This window comes from Verrucomicrobiales bacterium (assembly GCA_016793885.1).
Lineage (GTDB): Bacteria > Verrucomicrobiota > Verrucomicrobiia > Limisphaerales > UBA11320 > UBA11320.
The window spans coordinates 21,581-41,081 of the sequence record JAEUHE010000053.1 but is presented as its reverse complement, the minus strand read 5'-3'; the positions used below and the strand labels follow the sequence as shown (position 1 = coordinate 41,081).

15 protein-coding genes are annotated in these 19,501 nt (G+C 59.4%); 7 read left to right on the top strand and 8 right to left on the bottom strand.

Annotation, left to right across the window (positions count from 1 at the left end; translation table 11 throughout):
- Nucleotides 1–366 precede the first annotated feature (366 nt).
- Complete coding sequence (locus tag JNN07_07110; GenBank protein ID MBL9167495.1) at nucleotides 367–1,269, top strand: mechanosensitive ion channel; 903 nt, start codon at nucleotides 367–369, stop codon at nucleotides 1,267–1,269.
- Between the two features lie 2 nt (nucleotides 1,270–1,271).
- On the opposite strand, the gene JNN07_07105 is transcribed toward JNN07_07110, so the two are convergent.
- A complete protein-coding gene (locus JNN07_07105) occupies nucleotides 1,272–1,745 on the bottom strand; it encodes a BON domain-containing protein (GenBank protein MBL9167494.1) in 474 nt (157 codons plus the stop codon).
- Between the two features lie 212 nt (nucleotides 1,746–1,957).
- On the opposite strand from JNN07_07105, the gene JNN07_07100 reads away from it, so the two are divergent.
- On the top strand, nucleotides 1,958–2,809 hold the full coding sequence (locus tag JNN07_07100) for an MBL fold metallo-hydrolase (protein ID MBL9167493.1): 852 nt from the start codon (nucleotides 1,958–1,960) through the stop codon (nucleotides 2,807–2,809).
- 168 nt (nucleotides 2,810–2,977) lie between these two features.
- Here JNN07_07100 and JNN07_07095 read toward each other — a convergent pair whose 3' ends face one another.
- Genes JNN07_07095 through JNN07_07085 form a run of 3 tightly spaced genes read right to left on the bottom strand, consistent with a single transcriptional unit; the run spans nucleotide 2,978 to nucleotide 7,319 of the window.
- A complete protein-coding gene (locus JNN07_07095) occupies nucleotides 2,978–4,183 on the bottom strand; it encodes a response regulator (protein ID MBL9167492.1) in 1,206 nt (401 codons plus the stop codon).
- The gene (locus tag JNN07_07090) at nucleotides 4,180–5,403 is read right to left on the bottom strand and encodes an HDOD domain-containing protein (protein MBL9167491.1); all 1,224 of its coding nucleotides are present in this window, start codon (nucleotides 5,401–5,403) and stop codon (nucleotides 4,180–4,182) included. The genes JNN07_07095 and JNN07_07090 overlap by 4 nt, the downstream gene beginning before the upstream one ends.
- Complete coding sequence (locus tag JNN07_07085) at nucleotides 5,400–7,319, bottom strand: PAS domain S-box protein (GenBank protein MBL9167490.1); 1,920 nt, start codon at nucleotides 7,317–7,319, stop codon at nucleotides 5,400–5,402. The genes JNN07_07090 and JNN07_07085 overlap by 4 nt, the downstream gene beginning before the upstream one ends.
- 466 nt (nucleotides 7,320–7,785) lie before the next feature.
- Here JNN07_07085 and gatB point away from each other — a divergent pair, with 466 nt between their 5' ends.
- Nucleotides 7,786–9,216 (top strand): Asp-tRNA(Asn)/Glu-tRNA(Gln) amidotransferase subunit GatB, encoded by a 1,431-nt coding sequence (gene gatB, locus JNN07_07080; protein MBL9167489.1) that lies wholly within the window; start codon nucleotides 7,786–7,788, stop codon nucleotides 9,214–9,216.
- 15 nt (nucleotides 9,217–9,231) lie between these two features.
- Nucleotides 9,232–9,888: a hypothetical protein gene (locus tag JNN07_07075; GenBank protein MBL9167488.1), complete on the top strand. Its 657-nt coding sequence runs from the start codon at nucleotides 9,232–9,234 to the stop codon at nucleotides 9,886–9,888.
- Nucleotides 9,889–9,915: 27 nt separating this feature from the next.
- Here JNN07_07075 and JNN07_07070 read toward each other — a convergent pair whose 3' ends face one another.
- The 3 genes from JNN07_07070 to JNN07_07060 all read right to left on the bottom strand — a co-directional run bounded on the left by JNN07_07070 (nucleotide 9,916) and on the right by JNN07_07060 (nucleotide 13,807).
- Nucleotides 9,916–11,145 carry a TCR/Tet family MFS transporter gene (locus JNN07_07070; GenBank protein ID MBL9167487.1) on the bottom strand — a complete coding sequence of 410 codons (1,230 nt, stop codon included), beginning with the start codon at nucleotides 11,143–11,145 and terminating at the stop codon, nucleotides 9,916–9,918.
- A gap of 667 nt (nucleotides 11,146–11,812) precedes the next feature.
- Complete coding sequence (locus JNN07_07065; protein ID MBL9167486.1) at nucleotides 11,813–12,688, bottom strand: hypothetical protein; 876 nt, start codon at nucleotides 12,686–12,688, stop codon at nucleotides 11,813–11,815.
- 300 nt (nucleotides 12,689–12,988) lie between these two features.
- Nucleotides 12,989–13,807, bottom strand: a complete 819-nt coding sequence (locus tag JNN07_07060) for a hypothetical protein (GenBank protein ID MBL9167485.1) — start codon at nucleotides 13,805–13,807, stop codon at nucleotides 12,989–12,991.
- Between the two features lie 367 nt (nucleotides 13,808–14,174).
- On the opposite strand from JNN07_07060, the gene JNN07_07055 reads away from it, so the two are divergent.
- A complete protein-coding gene (locus JNN07_07055; GenBank protein ID MBL9167484.1) occupies nucleotides 14,175–15,434 on the top strand; it encodes a beta-lactamase family protein in 1,260 nt (419 codons plus the stop codon).
- 298 nt (nucleotides 15,435–15,732) lie between these two features.
- On the opposite strand, the gene JNN07_07050 is transcribed toward JNN07_07055, so the two are convergent.
- Nucleotides 15,733–16,362 (bottom strand): lamin tail domain-containing protein, encoded by a 630-nt coding sequence (locus JNN07_07050; protein ID MBL9167483.1) that lies wholly within the window; start codon nucleotides 16,360–16,362, stop codon nucleotides 15,733–15,735.
- Nucleotides 16,363–16,605: 243 nt separating this feature from the next.
- Here JNN07_07050 and JNN07_07045 point away from each other — a divergent pair, with 243 nt between their 5' ends.
- Nucleotides 16,606–18,963, top strand: a complete 2,358-nt coding sequence (locus JNN07_07045) for a hypothetical protein (protein ID MBL9167482.1) — start codon at nucleotides 16,606–16,608, stop codon at nucleotides 18,961–18,963.
- 279 nt (nucleotides 18,964–19,242) lie between these two features.
- Entirely contained in the window at nucleotides 19,243–19,500 is a 258-nt protein-coding gene (locus tag JNN07_07040; protein ID MBL9167481.1) for a hypothetical protein, read from the top strand.
- Nucleotide 19,501 lies beyond the last annotated feature (1 nt).

Below are 19,501 nucleotides of genomic sequence, written 5' to 3'. Positions count from 1 at the left end.
CCACTTCTGCAAAGTAGCCTTCCCTCCTATACCATACTTGCGCCCACAGTCGGTATAATTGATTTCTCCCTTTTCCAGCTCCCGAACAATCTGCATTTTAAAGGCCTCACTGTATCGGGTTGCACCCTTCACTCCATTCGCTTTTTCGTTCATAGAGTGACAACCTATTTCAGGACAAGACCCCGACACCCGACACCCGACACCCGACACCCGACACCTACCACCTACCACCTCCCACCTACCACCTCCCACCTACCACCTCCCACCTCCCACCTACCCCTTCTCCTGCCTTCAAACTCCGCTTGCCAACGGAAATATTGCTTTTCATGATTTCGTCCGCCCGTATCCAGGGCGTATCACCACTTTATGCTGAACTATTTGCTGTTTGCTCAAGCCGCCGCCACGGAACCCGTGATAAAGCTGCCCGAAACCGCCATCATTAAACCCCACCAAACCTGGCTCACTCGCTTCGAAGAAGCCACCGGGCTGCCCTCCGAGGTGGCCGTCTGGGGCGTGAATATCCTGGCGGCAATCGCAATTCTCTTCATCGGCTACGTGGCTGCCGGAATCGCGCGCCGAATGGTCCGACAGCTCCTGACGAAACGGAACATCGATGAGACGATATCCGGCTTCGTGGGCAACTTGTCTCATGCGGCGATCATGACCTTTGTCGTCATCAGCGCCCTCGGACAGGTAGGCGTGGACACCAAAACGTTCGCCGCCGTGATAGCGGCCGCCGGTCTGGCGATCGGCCTCGCGCTCCAAGGTGGCCTTTCCAACTTCGCGGCTGGATTCCTTATCGTGGTTTTCCGTCCTTTCCGTAAGGGCGACGTCGTCAACGCCGCCGGCATCGAGGGCACGGTCGAGGAGGTCGAAGTGTTCTCCACCACGCTCCACACTGCCGACAACAAGAAAATCATTGTGCCCAACTCGTCCATCATGGGCGCTACCATCACCAATTACACCGCCAACCCGACCCGCCGGATCGATCTCCAGATTAGTGTCGGAGTCGCCAGCGACTTGGCGAAGGCTCACGCCACCTTGTTGGAAGTCGCCAAAGCCAACCCAGCCGTACTCAAAGACCCTGCCCCGGAGGTGGTCAATCTAAAGCTGGTCGATGGTGGAACACTCATCGAACTCCACGCCTGGACTAAAACCACGAGCTACGGCGGCACCAACAGCCAAATCATCGCCGCCGCCCCCCCCGCGCTGGCCGCGGCTGGCATTAAAGGACCCGACAAGAGTGTCTTCTTTGTCGAGCGGAAGTAGGTTCAACGCTTGTCCTGAGCCACAACCTGGATGGTGGAGTACACTTTGGTCACCCCCTCCACCTCGAAGGCAAGCCGTACGGCCCGTGACACGGCATCCACCGAGGTCACCTTGCCCGACAACGTCACCACTCCATCGGTGGTGTCCACTCCAATCTGAAACGACGGCAGCTCGGAGTCCTTGAGAAACTTGGCCTTGATGGTGGCCGTGATCCGCGCATTGGCTGCCGCATCGGAAATGGTCGCGCCTGCCTGCCGCGCCTTCTCGCGAACGATCGAGCCGGTTTTCTCCAGCTCCGCCTTGATCTCGTCGGTGGAGAATCGATCAAGCCCAGGAATCACCGGAGCCGAGCGGCTCGGCGCGCCAGCGGAAGACGTCCCTCCGGTCTGGGTGGAGTAGCGTCCCACTGTAAAATACCAGAAAGCCGCGGCTCCCAGGGCGATTCCACAAATCAGGGCGCATCCAAATTTCATCATGCGCGGAACGTAGCAGCAGCGACTGATTTTGCCACGGGAATTACGGGCGTGATAAATTCTGGGTGAGGGCCGCAGATCACGATTACGATCACGAGGGACAGGGGTTGCCCACGGATCCCTGAAGGGTTGAATCTATCCCATCCGAGCAGATCCGAAATCGTAAATCGCCAATTTGACGGGACAGCTGACACCCTCTAGTCTGGCGTCCTAGTATGATCCGTCCGCTCCAATCCGATGAACAGTTGCTCGCCGATATCCAGAGCGTCCCGGCGGATTCCCCTCACCTGCACTATTGGTGGCTCGGCCAAAGCGGGTTTCTAGTCAAATGGAAAGACCGATTCCTGCTGCTGGATCCCTATCTTTCCGATTCGCTGACGCTCAAATACGCCTCCACGGACAAGCCGCACGTTCGAATGACCGAACGAGTGATCGCCCCCGAGCGACTCACCTTTGTCAACTGGGTTACCTCCAGCCATAACCACACGGATCACCTGGACCGGGAAACCTTGCTCGGCATTCGAAACGCCAGCCCGGACGTCCGACTCGTGTTGCCCGAGGCGAATCGAGCTTTCGCGACCGAGCGACTCGGCACTCCGGCCGATTGGCCCATAGGCCTGACGGCGGGCGCCTCGTTCGGCGACGATGTTTTCCGGTTTCATGGCATTCCCTCCGCCCACAACACCCTGGAGACCGACGAGCTCGGTCGGCATCGCTTCATGGGTTTTGTGATCGAGGCCGGACCCTGGCGACTCTACCACTCCGGAGACACACTGCGGTATCCCGGAATGGAACAGTGGCTGACCCCTTGGAAGGTGGACCTCGCGTTTCTCCCCATCAATGGAGATCGGCCGGAGCGGAGAGTCGCCGGCAATCTGGATGGTCGCGAAGCCGCCGAGCTCGCGCGAGACATCGGCGCACGCTGCGTGGTGCCCTGCCACTACGAACTGTTCGAATTCAACACCGCGTCACCCGACCTGTTCGTAGCCACGTGCCAAGCCATCGGTCAGCCATTCCAAGTCCTGCGAGCCGGAGAACAGGGAAGACTCCACGCACAGGGGAAGTAGGAACCGGGGAGCGAATGCGATGGCCCGCGGATCACACAGACCAAGCGGATCCGAAAGGGGGGCTTCTGCGGGTGGTACGCTCCGTGTGTTCCGCGTGCTCCGTGGGCAAACACTCCCCGGTCCCTGTCGCTTCAGGGCCATTCTCCCTTCTAGACTACAGGAAGCTCTCTAAGCCGCCGCCGCGGTCGGAACGGTCGGGAGGGTCGGAGCCGTCCCCGCCTTGTTGAGAGCGCGTACGTAGATCGGCTCGCGAATGCCAGCCGTGGTGGAGAAATTCCGCAGCCGCTCCAACAATATCTGCGTCACCTCATTGCCGGCACAGACGATCAGCGAGCCGTCCGGAGTCTCCACATTCGCCGCCAGGACCAACCCAACGCTCAGTTGCTTAAAGCTCATGGGGACAGGCGGGACCTCATTGTCGACAGACGATTGCGACTGAGGATCAAAACATCCGATCGCCCCATCCAGAACCAGGGGATCGTAATGACCCGGACGCGAACGCATCAGCTCGAGGGCGCTGGCTCGCGTGAGCCCTTTGGCCTCAAGCTGCGAGAGATCACCGAGGAACTTCAGCAAACGCGCGCCCAGCGGGAGCTTGTCCCCCACCACTCCATCGGCAGGATAGCCCACTCCGTCGAACTGCTTGGCCTGATAGAGAATGATGCGGGCCACTTTTTCCATTCTCGGGATCTTGGCGAGCAGGTTGTGGCCAATCTCCGGCACGCGCTCGACCATCAGCTTCTCCGTCGGGGTGAGCGGCTGCCCCGCGCGCGCCTTCAAAATGACCTCAGGCGGGATGGCGACAAAGCCGATCTGCGCCAGCATGGCAGCCACTTCCACATCCCAGGTGCTGCGCTCGCCCAAATGACGTGCCAGCACGCGAACCTCCTCCCTCATCGCGCGTGAACGCTCGAAAATTTTTGGCAGAGCCATGGACAGCATCTCCGATAAAACCCGAACGCTCCCGCTCAGGGTGTTCTCCAGCAGGTCGCGCTCGGCGGTGATCAGCTCATGCTGACGCAATCCGGCATCGAGCGCGCCGGCCAGCAGGTCCGGAGAACATGGCTTGTTGAGAAACCGGAAGATATGACCTTCGTTGACGGCTTGCACCGCCGTATTCTGATCGGCATTTCCGGTGAGCATCACCCGGACGATGTCCGGACACCGCGCCCGCACCCGCTTCAAGAACTCCACGCCGTTCATACCCGGCATATTCATGTCCACGACCAGGACGGCGTAACTGTCGCCGCTCTCGATGGCCGTCAGGCCCTGCTCGGGTCCCAACGCCGTTTCGATCGTGTACTGCTTACGGAACTGTCGCTGGAAGGCACCGAGGATGTTCTCGTCATCATCGACAAAGAGGATCTTTTTCATGCGCACGCTTTCTGTGAGTTTTTAGGGGCCAAGTTGAGGCGGAAGCGACCGCGCCACACCTCGAGTTCAGTCAAACAATCAATGCGGGCTAAATAGGCTTCATCGAGCTGAGCAACGCCCTCGGAGTCATCGCTCTTCAGCTCATGCACCAGGGCGTTGGCAATGTGGACCGCCCCAGGTGCGGAAAGCACCCGGCTCTCTCCAGCAGATGGATGGTGATGCAAGCCGACCGCCTCCACGATTCCATACGGAAGCCCCCAAAGCCCGATGAGATAGGCTCCCAGTTCCGCATGGTGCACGCCGAGGATATCGCACTCCGCACGCCAGCGCGGCAAGCCCGCCTGCTCGGAGTGGTGGATCACACGGCCGTATTGCTGAGGCAGGTTGATGGCGAGGATCAGTTTGCCGATATCGTGAAGGAGCCCCGCGGTGAATGCCTCGTCTCCCGCCTTTTGATCATGCCCCTGCGATACGATGATTTCCCGCGCCAACGTCGCAGTCATCAGGCAATGCCGGGACAAGCCGTCCATGGAGAAGCCAGGAACTTGCGGGTCGATATGCTCTCCAAAGATGTGAACCCAGAGAACCAGGGCCTTGACGGTCTCAAATCCCAGAAAACCGACCGCTTCCACCGGATGCACCACCTGATGCTGAAGCCCGAAAAAGGCGGAGTTAACCAACTGGAGAACCTTGGCAGTCATGGACGGATCCTGAGCGATCAAGCGGCCGATCACCTCCGATGAGCTCCTCGAGTTTTCCAACTGGGTGTTCAGCTGCGCATACACCTTCGGCAGACTGGGAAGGGTCGTCAGCCCTGAAACCATGGCCTTTAACGCTTCATTCTCAAGCCGCGCGTCAATGCTGATAACCCGCTTGATGCAGCTGATCAGCACCTCGGCATCGCACGGTTTGGACAGAAACTGATGCGCAGTGGTGGTGCACTGCATGATCAATTCTTTGTCGGCATAGCCGGACAGAATGAACCGGGCGGTGCGCGGGTGAAGCCTCATCATCTCCTGGAGCAACTGCGCGCCGTTCATGCCCGGCATGCGCATGTCGGAAACAATCACCTCGAACGATTGAGTGGCAGCCAGCGCCAGCGCCTCAGCCCCGCTGTTGGCAAATACCATCTCCCATTCCTGCCGCATGGGGCGCAGCATCCGCTGAAGCCCGGACAGAACCATTTGCTCATCGTCGACGAACAGAATTCGCGTTTTCATGCAGCTCGAGTGTTGTTAGTGGCGTTCACCTGCGGGCGCAGGGGGAGCTGGACCTTGAAGGTGGTTCCAACACCCACTGTGCTTTCAAAAGAGATTCGACCGCCGTGCTTCTCGGACACCACGGCGTGGACAATGAATAGACCCTGGCCAGTGCCCTTGCCCACCTCCTTGGTGGTGAAGAAGGGATCGAAGATCCGGTCCTTGATGGCGGCTGGAATCCCCATGCCGGTGTCCTGGATCTGTATCTCCACCCAGCCGTCGACCAAGAACGTCCGAACAGTAATCTTTCCCTTCCCTCCGGACTTGACGGCTGGAGTCTCGGCGATCGCATGCGCCGCGTTTACCACCAAGTTCAAAACCACCTGGTTGAAGTCCCCCGGAAAGCACGGGACGGGCGGGAGGTCGGAGCCAAGCTCCAGAACCAGGTCGGCCACATACTTCCACTCGTTGCGCGCCACGGTCAGCGTGCTCTCAATGGATCGATTGAGGTCGATGGGTTTTCGCTCGTCCACACTGGGATGCGAAAACTCCTTCATCGCCCGGACTATCTTCGCCACGCGATCCGTGCCGTCGAGGGACTGGTTGATGGCCTTGGGAATCTCCCCCATGAGATACGTCAAGTCAGCCTGCTCAACCGCCGTGCGCGCCGCATCCAGCTCGGACGCCGAAATTGATCCGCCCGCAGCTGCCTCCTGAAGCATCCGCTCCAGACAGGCGACCACGCTGCCCAGATCCGAAAACCCGTCCTTGAGAAACCGCAGGTTGTCGCCAATGAACTGAGTGGGCGTGTTGATCTCGTGGGCGATCCCAGCAGCGAGCTGGCCGATCGATTCCATCTTCTGGGCCTGACGAAGCTGGCCCTCGAGCAGCCGATGGTCGGTCATGTCGATTCCCAGGACGATAAAGTTCAAACCCGCCGCGTCGTTCTGCCGCGACGGAGAGAGGATGAGCTGCAGGCACCCGTCCTTGCCGTTCGGTTTCTCAAAGGCCACGTTCGCCAGCTCGATGGGATGGCTGTGGGCAAAGCAATCAATCACCGCCTGCCGCAGTAGGTTCCACTTCCATTTGATGGGGGCGTCGAAAAAGTGCTTCCCTACCACTTCTGAGGCCTTGATCGCGAACAAGTGCTCCGCAGCGGGGTTCCACCGCACCACCTGACCGCGAGTGTCCACCACAATGACCACCGCCGGCAATGAGGCCAGCAGCAGCTCCGTCTCGTCGCGGGACCGACGCAACAGCTCCTCCGCCTCCCTTCGCGCGGTGATATCCCGCAGGAACGCGCTGAAACAGAATCCCTCCCCCACCTGGATCGGACTGATGCTCAGCTCGACCGGAAACTCTTTTCCATCGCGTCGCAAGGCGGAAATTTCGATCGTCCGGCTGAGGACCGGCCCCACTCCCGACTGAAGAAATCTGTCCAACCCTTTCTGATGCGCCTCGCGGTAACGCACGGGAACGATGGTGTCAGCCAGGATGGCACCAATCACCTCGGCACGCGGCCAGCCAAAGATGACCTCAGCTTGGCGGTTCCACTGCACAATTCTGCCCTGCGAATCCATGAGCACAAAGGCGTCCTGAGCCGACTCGACGATTACCCGATTTCGCTCCTCGCTGGCACGCAGCTCGGCAGCCTGCCGTCTCAGGGGCCTAGTGACCGCATGCGCCGCGTAGGCGGCAAAGGAGGCGCTGAGCAGCACCGCTGCGGAAGTCGCCAGTCGGCCCGGAAAAAACATCAGAACGCCCCAGACCACCACAACGCCCATCAGCGAGAGAATCCCGAGCCGCCGCCATTCTGCACTCCAGTGAAAATCGGCTGACGGTGGCAACGTCGCACCTGGACTAGAATTCGAACCCGTCACCGGGACGGCCTCCACCTGTCCAAATCCTTCCCGGATCCGAGCTGAGTCCTTGTTCATCGTCTTCATGCGAAAGAAGCAACACCTACGAATCCAGAAGCGGAAGACACCCCACCTGTACAGCCAATCCGATGTCATCCGATCCAAGGCTGGACCTTCCCTCCACCCGCTTCGGCCCTCGGTCCACCAGAGGAGCCACCGTTCACCAATGTAAACCTTACTCCAGCAGATCTTGGGCCCTCCGCGGGCCCGCCGACAGGGAAACGCAGCTCGCGCCTCCTTCTCCGCAAGTGGCTGAGGCGCAACCCATGGATCGGCCTCCTTCTCGGAGCTCGGGCAAAAGGCCAGCAGACCGGCGCTACTCGTTGCACGAAACGAGACAGCCTCGCACCAGAGCCGGACACGTCGCTCGGTCTCGGTTGCCGGCCGGCTCCGCCCCCGTCACGGCCAAGGCCGGGATCCAGCGGATTATTCCTCTCTTTTCGATTTATATCTCCCCTACCCTGTGGCAAATAGGCAGGGACTTATGGAATACGAAGCAGTCATCGGGCTCGAAACTCATGTGCAACTGCGCACGCGCTCCAAGATGTGGTGTGGCTGCGCCAATGCTTACGGAGCCGATCCGAACACCCAGGTGTGCCCAGTGTGCCTCGGTCTGCCGGGGGTCCTCCCCGTCGCCAATGAGGAAGCGCTCGAACTGACCGTGCTCACCGGCTTCCTTTTGAACTGCGAGATCCCCCGCTTCGCCAAGTTCGATCGGAAGAACTATTTTTACCCGGATTCGGCCAAGAACTACCAGGTGACTCAATACGACAAACCGTCCACCCAGAACGGTCACGTCGACTTCGAGTTCCAGGGAAAGGTCGCCCGTGTGCGCATCACGCGCGCTCACCTGGAGGAGGATGTCGGCAAGAGCACCCACTTCGACCGCCACAGCGGCGTCGACTTCAACCGCGGGGGAGTGCCCCTGCTAGAGATCGTCTCCGAACCGGATATCACCAGCGCGGATATGGCCTACGAGTACCTGAACGCGCTCAAGGACATTCTCACCTATGGCCAGATCTCCGACTGCGACATGGAAAAGGGCATGGTCCGATGCGATGTCAATATCAGCGTCCGTCCCAAGGGCGAAACGAAGCTGGGAGCCAAAATCGAGATCAAGAACATGAACAGCTTCTCGGGCGTCCGTCGCGCCCTGGAGTATGAGATCCCACGTCAAATCGAGGTGGTCAGCCAGGGCGGCAGGCTTCGTCAGGAAACGCGCCGCTGGGATGACGTGGCGGGAATCACCGAACCCATGCGGAGCAAGGAGGATGCTCACGACTATCGCTACTTTCCCGAGCCCGACCTAATGCCGTTCACTCCCGATGAAGCCTGGATCCAGAAGGTCAAAGCCCGAGCCGTGGAACTCCCTCTGAGCCGAAAACTACGCTTCATTTCCCAATTCCAACTGCCGCCCTCCGACGCTGAGGTCTTTAAGAACGACGTCCCGCTGGGCGACTACTTCGCCCGAGCCGCCACGGGAGCGAAAAATCCGAAAGGGGTTGCCAACTGGGTAATCAATAATCTGCGGGCCAAACTCGCCGAGCATCAACAGACCCTCGGCGACCTGCGCTTCAAGCCGGAGCATCTCGTGGAACTGGTGGAACTGGTCGATTCCGGAAAGATTAGCAGCAAAATCGCCCAGGATGTGTTTGCCGACATGCATGCCACCGGCACCGCTCCCGCCGCCATCGTGGACCAGAAAGGACTCGCCCAGGTCAGCGATTCCGGAGCCATCGAAAAAATCTGCGATGAAGTCATCGGAGCCAACCCCAAGAGTGTGGAAGATTTCAAGGCCGGAAAGGGTGCCGCGCTCAACTTCCTGAAAGGTCAGGTCATGAAAATTAGCAAGGGCAAGGCCAACCCCGCGCTCGCCGGAGAGATCCTCGAGAAGAAGCTCAAGGCCGCTTCCTGAGAGAATCGTTCCCACGTGCCCGACTCGACTCACAGCTCGAAGGTCCCGAACCGCCTGGTAGACTTCCTGCAGTCGCTCACCAGCGAGGGAAAAGTGGCGGTCGGTTCCGGATCCCCGCCTCCTCTCGATGAGGCCGCGCTCGAGTTCTTGTGTCACTGCGAGGAAATCGCCCGTGCCGACCTGATTGGAGAAGCTCCCCCCCTCTCGCTGGAGGTGGCAGCCTGGGCTAGCTCAGTGATTTACCACGCCTGCCAATTCGTCGTCTGCCGCGACATCGGGGAACCTGCGATCGTGGCAGCCCTGAAGTCGCCCTGTCCCGAGGCACGGACGGCTTCAGCCGATTGGTCAGCAGACATTGTTTTCCGCTATCTCCCCGACGTCCATAAGCTCGCGCAGCATCTCAGCCGCAACGATCCCCTGGTGCGTGAAATCCGTTTCCTCGCGGTGAGCTGGCCGCTGTCTTCCGTAGGCACTCCGGAAGTGTCCGGCACCGATCTGGATCTGGATCCGTTCTGGGAACATCCAGCGCTCCGTCAGCTCTACCTGGATCGAATACTTCAAAAGTCCGACTTTGGCCGCCTGGGTGATGCCCGGGTCAATGACGGGATTCGAACCGCCCTGGGTGCTCATCCCGAACTCGCCCCCGAGTTCGCCAAACGTTTGGGGCTGTAACCCGGACCGACCCTGAGGAGTTCGGATTCACACTGCGGAGCTCGCCCGCTGGGGATGTTTGGCCAGGGTGCGCAAGGCGGTCGCCAAGGCGACTAAGATCAACATGCCCCCGACACAAAAGGAAGCCCCCGGAAGATAGACCGGCGCCCGATCTCCAATAAAGAAGCCGAACAGACTGGTAGCCATGATCGGTGCGATGAACCCAGCCACGCTCCCCAAGGCCGCCAAGGCGCCTTGCACCGCTCCCTGCTCATTCGACGGAACATTGCGTGAAATAATTCCCTGCGACGCAGGGCCGGCAATCCCACCCAAGGAGCCTATCACCAGGATGACATAGATCATCCAGCCTTGGGTGGCGAAACAGTAGCCGAACATCGACAGTGCTCCGAGCATCAGGCCGATGGTCAGGGAACGCACCTCGCCGAGCAATGGTATCAAACGACGGGCCAGTCCTCCCTGGACAATCGCTGCCATCAGACCCACCACTGCCAGAGAGGCTCCCACTTGTGCGGTCGTCCAGTGATAGCGATGACTGGTGTACAGAACCCAGGTCGCATGCAGCGAATATTGGGAAAGGTTCAACAGAAAGGCGCACATCGACATACCTTGAACGATCGGAAAGCGCCCCAGAGCCCTCAATGAACCTATCGGATTCGACCGTCCCCAGGTGAAGCGCCGGCGATTCTCCGGAGCCAAGGACTCCGGCAAGACAAAGAATCCATAAAGCCAGTTGGCCAAACTGAGGGCCGAAGCCACAAAGAATGGCAACCTTAGGTCATGGTCACCCAACATCCCCCCCAACGCAGGGCCGGCTATAAACCCCAAGCCAAACGCCGCTCCCACAATCCCGAAATTGGCGGCGCGCTTCTCCGGCGGGCTGATATCGGCAATATAGGCGGTGGCTGCGCTGATATTGGCGCTGGTAATTCCCGCGATCACACGTCCTACGAAGAACCACGCCAGACTCGGAGCCAAGGCCAGCAGCAGATAATCCAATCCGGAGCCCAGCAGGGAAATCAGGATCACCGGGCGCCGCCCCACCTGATCCGACAGGCTTCCCAGAATGGGAGCGCAGATGAACTGCATCAAGGAGTAGATCGCGGCCAACAAGCCGAACAGGCTGGCGGCGGCCGGAACATTGTTCGAGAAGAAGCTCTCCACCAGCTTGGGTAGGATGGGAATGATCAATCCGATCCCGAGAATATCCAGGAACAGCGTCAGAAAAATGAACCGCAAAGCAGGCTGGCGTGCGCGCATCAGGGCGAACGCTGCCACGCGCTCGGCCAGCCGTCGAGCGCACGTTGCAAAGGCCTGGTCGCGAGCCTATGGAGTGCGGCAGCCCTCTCTTCCCCTTTACCCCCAAAAATCCGGACTAGACCAGTGAGGTGACACGGGAGTTCATCACTTGAGGTTGAGGCCCCGGACCCAAGGGGTTCGCAGAGATAAGCCGGGGGTGCTGGCACCCCCGGTGGCTCTCCACGCTAGGGACCGTTCTTGCCTTTCCAGTTCGCAAAACGGGTTCTTTTTCGCGTCATTTTGCGTCCTTCGCGGTCAACAAACTCCCGTTTGTAGGCCGATCCCTGAGGTCACTCCATTCGCCGGCGGGTGGAAGGAACTGAGTGATGAGTTGCCGAAGGGGAATCGTCCGGGGACGGACGACGCTACAAAGAGGGGGGCGATTACGATTACGAGGGTGCGGGAACACGGGAGAGCTCTGACGCTCCCAACTCGTCACTCGTCACTCATCACTCGTCACTCGTCACTCGTCACTCGTCACTCGTCACTCGTCACTCATCACTCACCACTCACCCCTGCCCCACGAAACGACACTCCCTGCAGACCACCAGCACATGGCGGTCGCAGGGAGCTGAACCGTTCGAACGGAAGAGGTGCGCCTCTTAGCGCTCACCGGAGAACCCAGTGTTCAGTTCGAGCTTCCGCTTGTAGGCGACAACGGGGTCTCCTGCGGCTGCACGCTGTTCTGATTTGCCGCGACAAACTGATTGCCGGAATCCCCAGTGTTGCCCGTATTCGACTTCAGGCTGTCAAACTGCTGGGCCAAGGACTGCTTGGCTTCCGGAGCCAACGGCGCCACACCACTCGATCCCGGGTTGTACTCTCCTGCACCATTAAATGAGAAAACCTGACCACCCTTGGAGAAGCTCCCCTGGCCTTCGGTAAACCGAACGGTCGATTGAGTCACCCCCCCCTGAACGCTTCGTCCGGCATTGTCTGCCAGATTGTCCAAAGCCCGATTAGAGACCTGAAAGCGGCCTTTGGTCGTACTCACCTCACCGTCAGGCAGCGTGATGGCAAAGGTAGAACCGCCAGACTGCTTCTTCACGTCGCCAAGGATCTCCCCCTTTTGCAGCACCAACCTCGTTTCGGTCACAGTGGTTGATCCAGCATCCACTCGCTGAAGTGCCGCGATCTGAAGGGTCGAACTTTCTGTCACCCGCAACGCGCCGACTCCCTTCCCAAGGAATAGATCCACGGAGGAGCCGGGCGATGTATTGATGACAGCACCTTCGGGGATGATCACTCCAGACTTGATCTCGATCACCGGTCCGCCTGCCACCTGATAAGTTGCCGTCCCTGTCACGTTTTGAACCTCGGCACCTTGCTTACTAGCATTTTGCTCCGCTGCCTCGTTCTCGTTATTATTCTCCACAACGACTCCGCCGGCGACTACCGCGCCTCCCACGACAGCCTGCGCGGGGTGAGTGGACAGCACCGTCATCAAGCCAACAGCAACGGACCAAGTGGTGAGGAAGGGAATACTACGACTTAGTGATTTCATACAAAGGTTAACAGATGGGTTTTTACAACATTCTCCTGCCTTGATATCGGCACACGTATGAAACTCTGAACTAGAAAAGTGTCGCGCCGATTCGCTGATGGTTTCCTTGAAGGTGGAGCGGGATGAGTTGAGGTGGTCCGTTCATATCTTCGCTCATCCGTGCGGTCCGAGAAATCCGTGGTTTCCTTCCGTTGTTCTAGGTCCATCCCTCAAAAAAGCAGAATCCCCGCAAGCCGTTGTGTATCGGCCGCGGGGATTCGCAGGGGCTCGCGCCCCGTAAAGAGGTCTCTTCGACTTAAATTAGTTCGAGGCGCCGGTGGTGGGCGACAGGATGGTTTCCTGCGGCTGCACCACGGTCTGGTCGACCTTCGCAAATTGCGTCGAGTTGTTGGAGGGGTTGTTTTCCGAACCGGACTCCGGACTCTTGGCTTCGATCGCCTTGAACTCGGCAGTTAGCGTCTGGCGGGTTTCGGCCGACAGCGGTGCGACGCTGTTGGCGGCAGGGCTGTATTCGCTGGGACCCTTGAACTGGAACACACTGCCATCTTTGACAAACTGACCTTCGCCGCTCACAAAGCGAATGGTGGACTGAGTCGAGCCTCCGAGTTTGGCGTTCGGATTTTCGGTCAAGTTCTCCACCGCGCGGTTGGCGATCTGGAAGCGGCTTTGCTTCAGATCCACCACGCCGTCCGGCAAGGTAATCTGATAAGTGGAACCCGAACTCTGCTTGCTGACCTGGCCAAGGCACTCGCCCTTCTGCAGCTCCAGGTGGGTATCGGTGATCACGTCGGCGCCCGTCCCAGTCTCTTGAAAGACCGCGATCTTGAGCGCGGAATCTTCGGCCAACCGGAGAACGCCCGTGTTTCGACCGAGAAAGAGATCGACCGATGAGCCAGGCGCCGTAGTGATCACAGCACCCTCGGGAATGGTGTCGCCCGCTTTGATCTCGGTGACAGGGCCTCCAGCCACCTGATAGGTCGCGGTGCCATTCACGCTTTGAACTTCAGCGTTCTTTTTCTTGGTTTCGGCTTGGGATTCGGTGAGTCCTACGACGGCGATCAGGGCCGATATGGCGAGCCAGGCAGTCGTGAAGGGAACGATACGGCTTAGTGTTTTCATACAAATTGCAACTGGTCAAAAAGACAACTCTCTCTCCCTTCATCCATCGGCACTTCGTATCAAAACTTTACTCGTTGGCTCGATCAAACAACGCAACTACCTGGCGCGTGGCGCGAAAGTTTGCGTCCCTCACCAAAACTGTCTCGGAAGCGGACAAAACTGAGGGATTACGATTGTTCAGAGCCCATTTCAACTGGCACCGGGCAGAGAGCTGGCACGCCCTGCGGGGTGCTCCGAAATAGGAACGCCCCGTCCGGGGATCTGCGGGAACCCCGACACCTGGCCCCTGGCGCCGAGCCCCCTACCACCTCGTAAACAATTCCCGTATTGCCCAGCGTGTCGAGTCCCTGCACGATGCCTCCATCCTATGACGCTGCCATTCTATTCGACTTTGGCCTTCACCACCGTCCTCCTGGCTTCAACGAGCGCCTATGGCGCTCAGCTTCCCTCCGCCTCACCATCGCGAGTGGGCTTCAATGCCACTCGGCTCGAAGTGACGCACGCCACCGTGAAACGGTTTGTGGAGGAAGCGAAGCATGTCGGCATCATTACTCTGCTGGCACGCGACGGCAAAATCGCCGACGTGGAGGCGTATGGTTACCGCGACCTGGAACAGAAACTGCCGATGCAGCGCGATACCATCTGCCGGATCTATTCCATGTCGAAGATCATCACGAGCGTCGCGGTGCTCGTCCTGTTCGAGGAGGGAAGGTTTAGCCTCGATGATCCGATCGCAAACTATCTTCCTGAACTCAAAGGCCTGCAGGTGGCGGCCGGGGGAACCCCCGAAAGCCCTAAGCTCGTCGCGCCGAAGCGGCCCATCACCATCAAGCACCTGCTCACCCATACCAGTGGTTTGGTCTATGATTTTGATGCCAACGATCCGCTTCAGGGAAGTTACAAGCGGGCCGACTTGTGGAGTGGTTCTAGCCTGAAGGAGTTTATTGCCAAGGTTGGCAAGCTGGCGCTCAAACACCATCCCGGGGATCAGTACAGCTACGGAATCAACACCGACGTCTTGGGTGCTCTCATCGAGCGCGTTTCCGGCCTGAGCTTTGGCACGTTTCTGGAAAAGAGGATCTTCACGCCGCTGGGAATGCAGGATACAGGATTCGATGTTCCGATCGAAAAACGGGCACGCCTCGCCAAAACCTACCAGAACAAGCCCGGAGGCGGATTCGAGGAAGCAGAACCCATTCTTTCCACTTGGCCCGAGCCGGGCCGCGGCATCGAAAGCGGCGGGGCGGGAATCTTCAGCACGGTCGATGATTATGCTCGATTTGCCCAGATGCTCTGCAACGGAGGCACCCTCGAGGGCCATCGGATCCTCGGCCGTAAGACCGTCGAACTGATGACCGCGAATCACCTAACCCTACTTCCCGATGCAGCGCAAATCTCCACCCGCGAGAAGGGATTCGGACTCGGGGTTGAAGTCAGCCTGGATCCTGGCCGAGGGGCGGTCCCGACCAGTCCCGGGCAGTTCGGGTGGTATGGAGCTGCGACCACCTACTGCCAGATCGATCCCCACGAGAAGCTGGTAGCCATCGCCTTCGCTCAGCACTTGCCCTTCAACCAGCACGGTTTCTTCGCCAAGTGGGCAACCGGTTATTACCAGGCGCTTAAATGAGACTGATCCCCAATCCAGTCATCCTTACCTCCAAAAAGATACAAAGGAGAGGCACTGAGCCATACCGCTGGTTCTCACCGGGTTGCTAGGGAGCCCGACCCCGCAGAGTGCTGAGAAATGAGCCCGGAGCGAGTTATGAGTTACCAAAGGAGAATCGTCCTGGTAACGAACGACGCTACGGTCAACTCGTCACTCGTCACTCGTCACTCGTCACTCGTCACTCTGCACTCTGCACTCTGCACTCTGCGCTCTGCACTCTGCACTCTGCACTCGTCACTCCCCCCGGTCCTACCGCACGTCACATCGGCCGTGAAGCCCTGGAACGCCAGGCCAGCAAAGTGACGGCGAGACCGCCAAGAAGCAGACTCGACGGCTCTGGTATCGCCGCCGGCGATCCCACATCCCCGTTCTCAGCAGCGATAAACGCCCCGTTGATACCGGCCACGCTCAACCCGCCGAAGGACTTGGTTAGCGGATCAAAACCAAAGCTCACACCGGCCTGAGCAGCACCAAACTTGACGCTATCCACGAGGACCCCCTTCGAATCCCAAACATTGACGGCATCCCCCCCGGAACTCAGACCCAGACCACTGCCGGTATAGGTCACCACTTTGGCAGTGGCCGGGAGAAGATTCCCCCACCAAGTCCGAAACTCCTGCGCGGTCATGGTTTCCACAAAGACAATCGATTCCCCCGGTTGAATCGCCAAGCTCGAGCCAAGGCTAGCGCCGTTGGCGATCGTCGCGCTGCTGTCGTCGAAAGTATATCCGTCAAGGCTCACCGCCTCGTTCCCGAAGTTGGTCATTTCCCACCAGTCCGCATGCAGCCCGCCCGCCTCGGAAGACTCCACCTCAGTGATCTTCAGCTGAGCATGGGCGGGGGCCGCAACGATAGCCGACAACAGAAAAGCGATGGCACGTAAATTCATGAGATGGTTTTCGTTAGTTCAAAGGTTTAGGCAAACTCAGACTGCCTCCTAGTTAGAGAAGAACCGTTGGGATCCGGTGGCGTAAAGATGACAATTGCGTAAACTCGCCGACGAGGTCCTAAAAGTGAGGACTGCCGGATTATGGCGAATGAAAAGGAAAATCATCCCAGCGTTCCCCCAAGGCCTGGGCCTTTGTCCCCCGGGATGGACAACCGCTCGCAGACCCGCTAACCCTCATCAGGCATGCATCATTCGCTGAATCCGAACCGGCCATCCACGCCACCCCGCCTCCGCGACGGCCGCACTCACAACTCGGCCCACCTGGAACTCAGCGTCCTGGCCCTAGCCCTAATCCTATTCCTCGTCCGAACGGCGTCCGCCGGCCAACTCCCCGGCACGTTCAGCGGACGTGCGATCGTGGATTCCGTTTATCTGCAGGAGGTGGGACAGTCGTTTCCCACTCCATTCCCCCTGATCTCAGTAGCGGTCCTCGATGACCAAGTCTGGGTCGGCCACCAAAACGGCTTGCTGCGGCTGGTGGGAAGCGAGTGGCAATCGCCCACCGGTCAATCCCCAACTCAATCGATCCGTCGATTGAAGACGGCCGGGGGACGGCTTTGGGCCATGACCGACGGGGAGACCTGGGTCTACGACAAAGCCGCCTGGCAACGGTTCGGCCCGATCCCGATCGACGATCTCACCGAGCATCGCGGCGTCGTAGTCGCCGCCCAGGGAGACCGTTTGCTTCGATTGCCGGCCGATGGCGGAAAGCAGTGGCAGCCTCTAGCAGACCAAAAGGCCCCCTTCCCCATCCGCCGGTTGGTCTCCCATCAAGGTTCGTTGGTGCTGGCCGGCCAAGGTCGGCTGACGCACTTCAACCGAGGCCGATTTGGGGGATTGGACACCTACGGCTTTCCTTCCGATCAAGCCTGGGACTGGGGAACGCTCATCAACCCCAACGTGAGGGATCTAGTCGGGGCTCTCGGTTCGCTCTGGATGGGCACCGACCGAGGACTCGAACGGCTACGCGGCATGACCCTGGATTCCATCACGGGCGCCGAGGGCCTGCCCATTGAACCGATCACCTGCCTCGCCGCCGGAAACTTCCAAGATCTTTGGTTAGGCACTCCTCATGGGCTGATACGTCATCACTCAGGAGACTTTAGCTACTACGCTGGGAAGCGATGGCTTCCCGGGAACGAGGTTCGAGCCATCGTCCTTGCCAGCAACACCGTGTATTGCGCGACCGACGGCGGACTGGGGATCCTCCGACTAGAGCCTTACACCCTCGCGAAAAAGGCAGACTACTACGAGCAGGTCTTGGAAGCCTGGGGCATGAAACGTCTGGGCTTCACCCACAAACTGGAATGGGATGAATCCTCGGGCACCTGGTTGCGTGAAGTGAGCGACAACGACGGTGGTTACAGCGGCGACTACCTCGCCGCGCAGAGCTACCGCTGGGCCGTCACCCGCGACCCGGCGGCGCGGCGCGAAGCCACCAACACGTTCCACGCGCTGCGATGGCTCGAGCACATGACCGGAGTGCCGGGGCTACCCGCCCGGGCTGTCTGGGCCAAAGGCGAGCCAGGCCATAAGTCAGCCGTTGGGTCCGGGGGATATCCTGCCGAGTGGCATGATACCCGCGACGGAGCGTTCGAATGGAAGGGCGACACCTCCAGCGACGAGATTTGTTCCCACTTTTACAGTATCGGACTCTTCCTGGAGCTGGCGGCTGAAGGGGTGGAGATCGACCAGGCGAAGCGCCACCTCGGCCGACTGGCCAAGCATCTCATCGATCACCAATGGAAGCTGGTCGATTCGGACGGCAAACCCACACGCTGGGGACGCTGGGATCCCGAATACTTCAAGACGGACGAAGGAAGGTTTGACCGCGGCCTGCAAGCGCTCGAAGTGTTGTCCTTCATGAAGGCGGCCGCCCACTACACCGGGGATGCGGCGTTCGCCAGTGCCTACCAACAGCTCGTCCAACTGGGCTATCCGGACTACACCCTCCGACAACGCAGCACTTTTCCACCAGAGGATATGGCTCACTTCGAGGATCAACTGGCCTTCTGGTGTTGGTGGAATCTCCTCCGCTTCGAGGAGGATCCGGATTTAAAATCGCTTTACCAACGAGGCTACGAAAGAAGTTTCGAGACGGTGCGCGTGGAACAAAACCCGTGGTACAACTTTGTCTACATCGCCTTGACTGGAAATGTGGGCGAGGAGGAACCCGCTGTTGCGCACCTCCGAGAATGGCCACTGGATCTGCGTCTCTGGAGCTTCCGCAACTCCCATCGAGCGGATGTGAGGACCCCCGCCGGCTATCGCACCTACAAAGGGGGAATTCGGGCCTTCTCACCGCGGGAGAGGGAACCCATGCGGTGGGATGCCTGGACCCTGCAACTCGACGGCGGAGCCGACGGTAAGCAAGCCATCGAGTGCGGATCCTGGCTGTTAGCCTACTGGATGGGCCGCTACCATGGACTGATCTCCCCGCCAGCCTCCAGTAACCCAAACCACGTCCGGGCCCGCCCCGACGAGATTCCCACGGGCGGAGCCCAGTCCTACCAAGGCCCCTCCAGACCCGCCTTGCCTTGAAACCGAGCTAATGAGAAGTAGCGACGTGACCTAATAGTTACCTAAACTTACTTGTCATTGCACTCCGGTTAGAGCATAAAGTCGGACTAGGCGGGAGAAGCGAAATGATTCCCAGACTGGGATTCAGCGGGTTTCTCCTGCCGTTTGAACCCTGGGTTCTCAGCTGGCAGTCCGGGCTTCCCGGAAGCGTGCCGGGTGAATGAACCCAAGGGATTGTGTACGAAAATATTCCTTCGGTCCCATCGGACACGAAGGCAGAAACTAAGTAAGATGGTATCAATGACAAAAAATTCTTCTACTTCGGTCCTAGTGGAAGAGAAGGCCCGGGCGACTGCCAGACCGGCAGCCCCCCGGGTCTCGCCTCCACCTAGAGGCGCTCGGTATCGAGGACGTCCATCGCCTTGGAACGTTCGCAGCGTGCTCTTTATCGTGGCTGTGATCGGGCTCATGGCGGTGGTTGTCTGGGGTTTGAATCAGTTACGTGGCGGATCGATGAAGCTCCAGTCCTCGCCCGCCCAGTTACTCGATCTCCACTAGA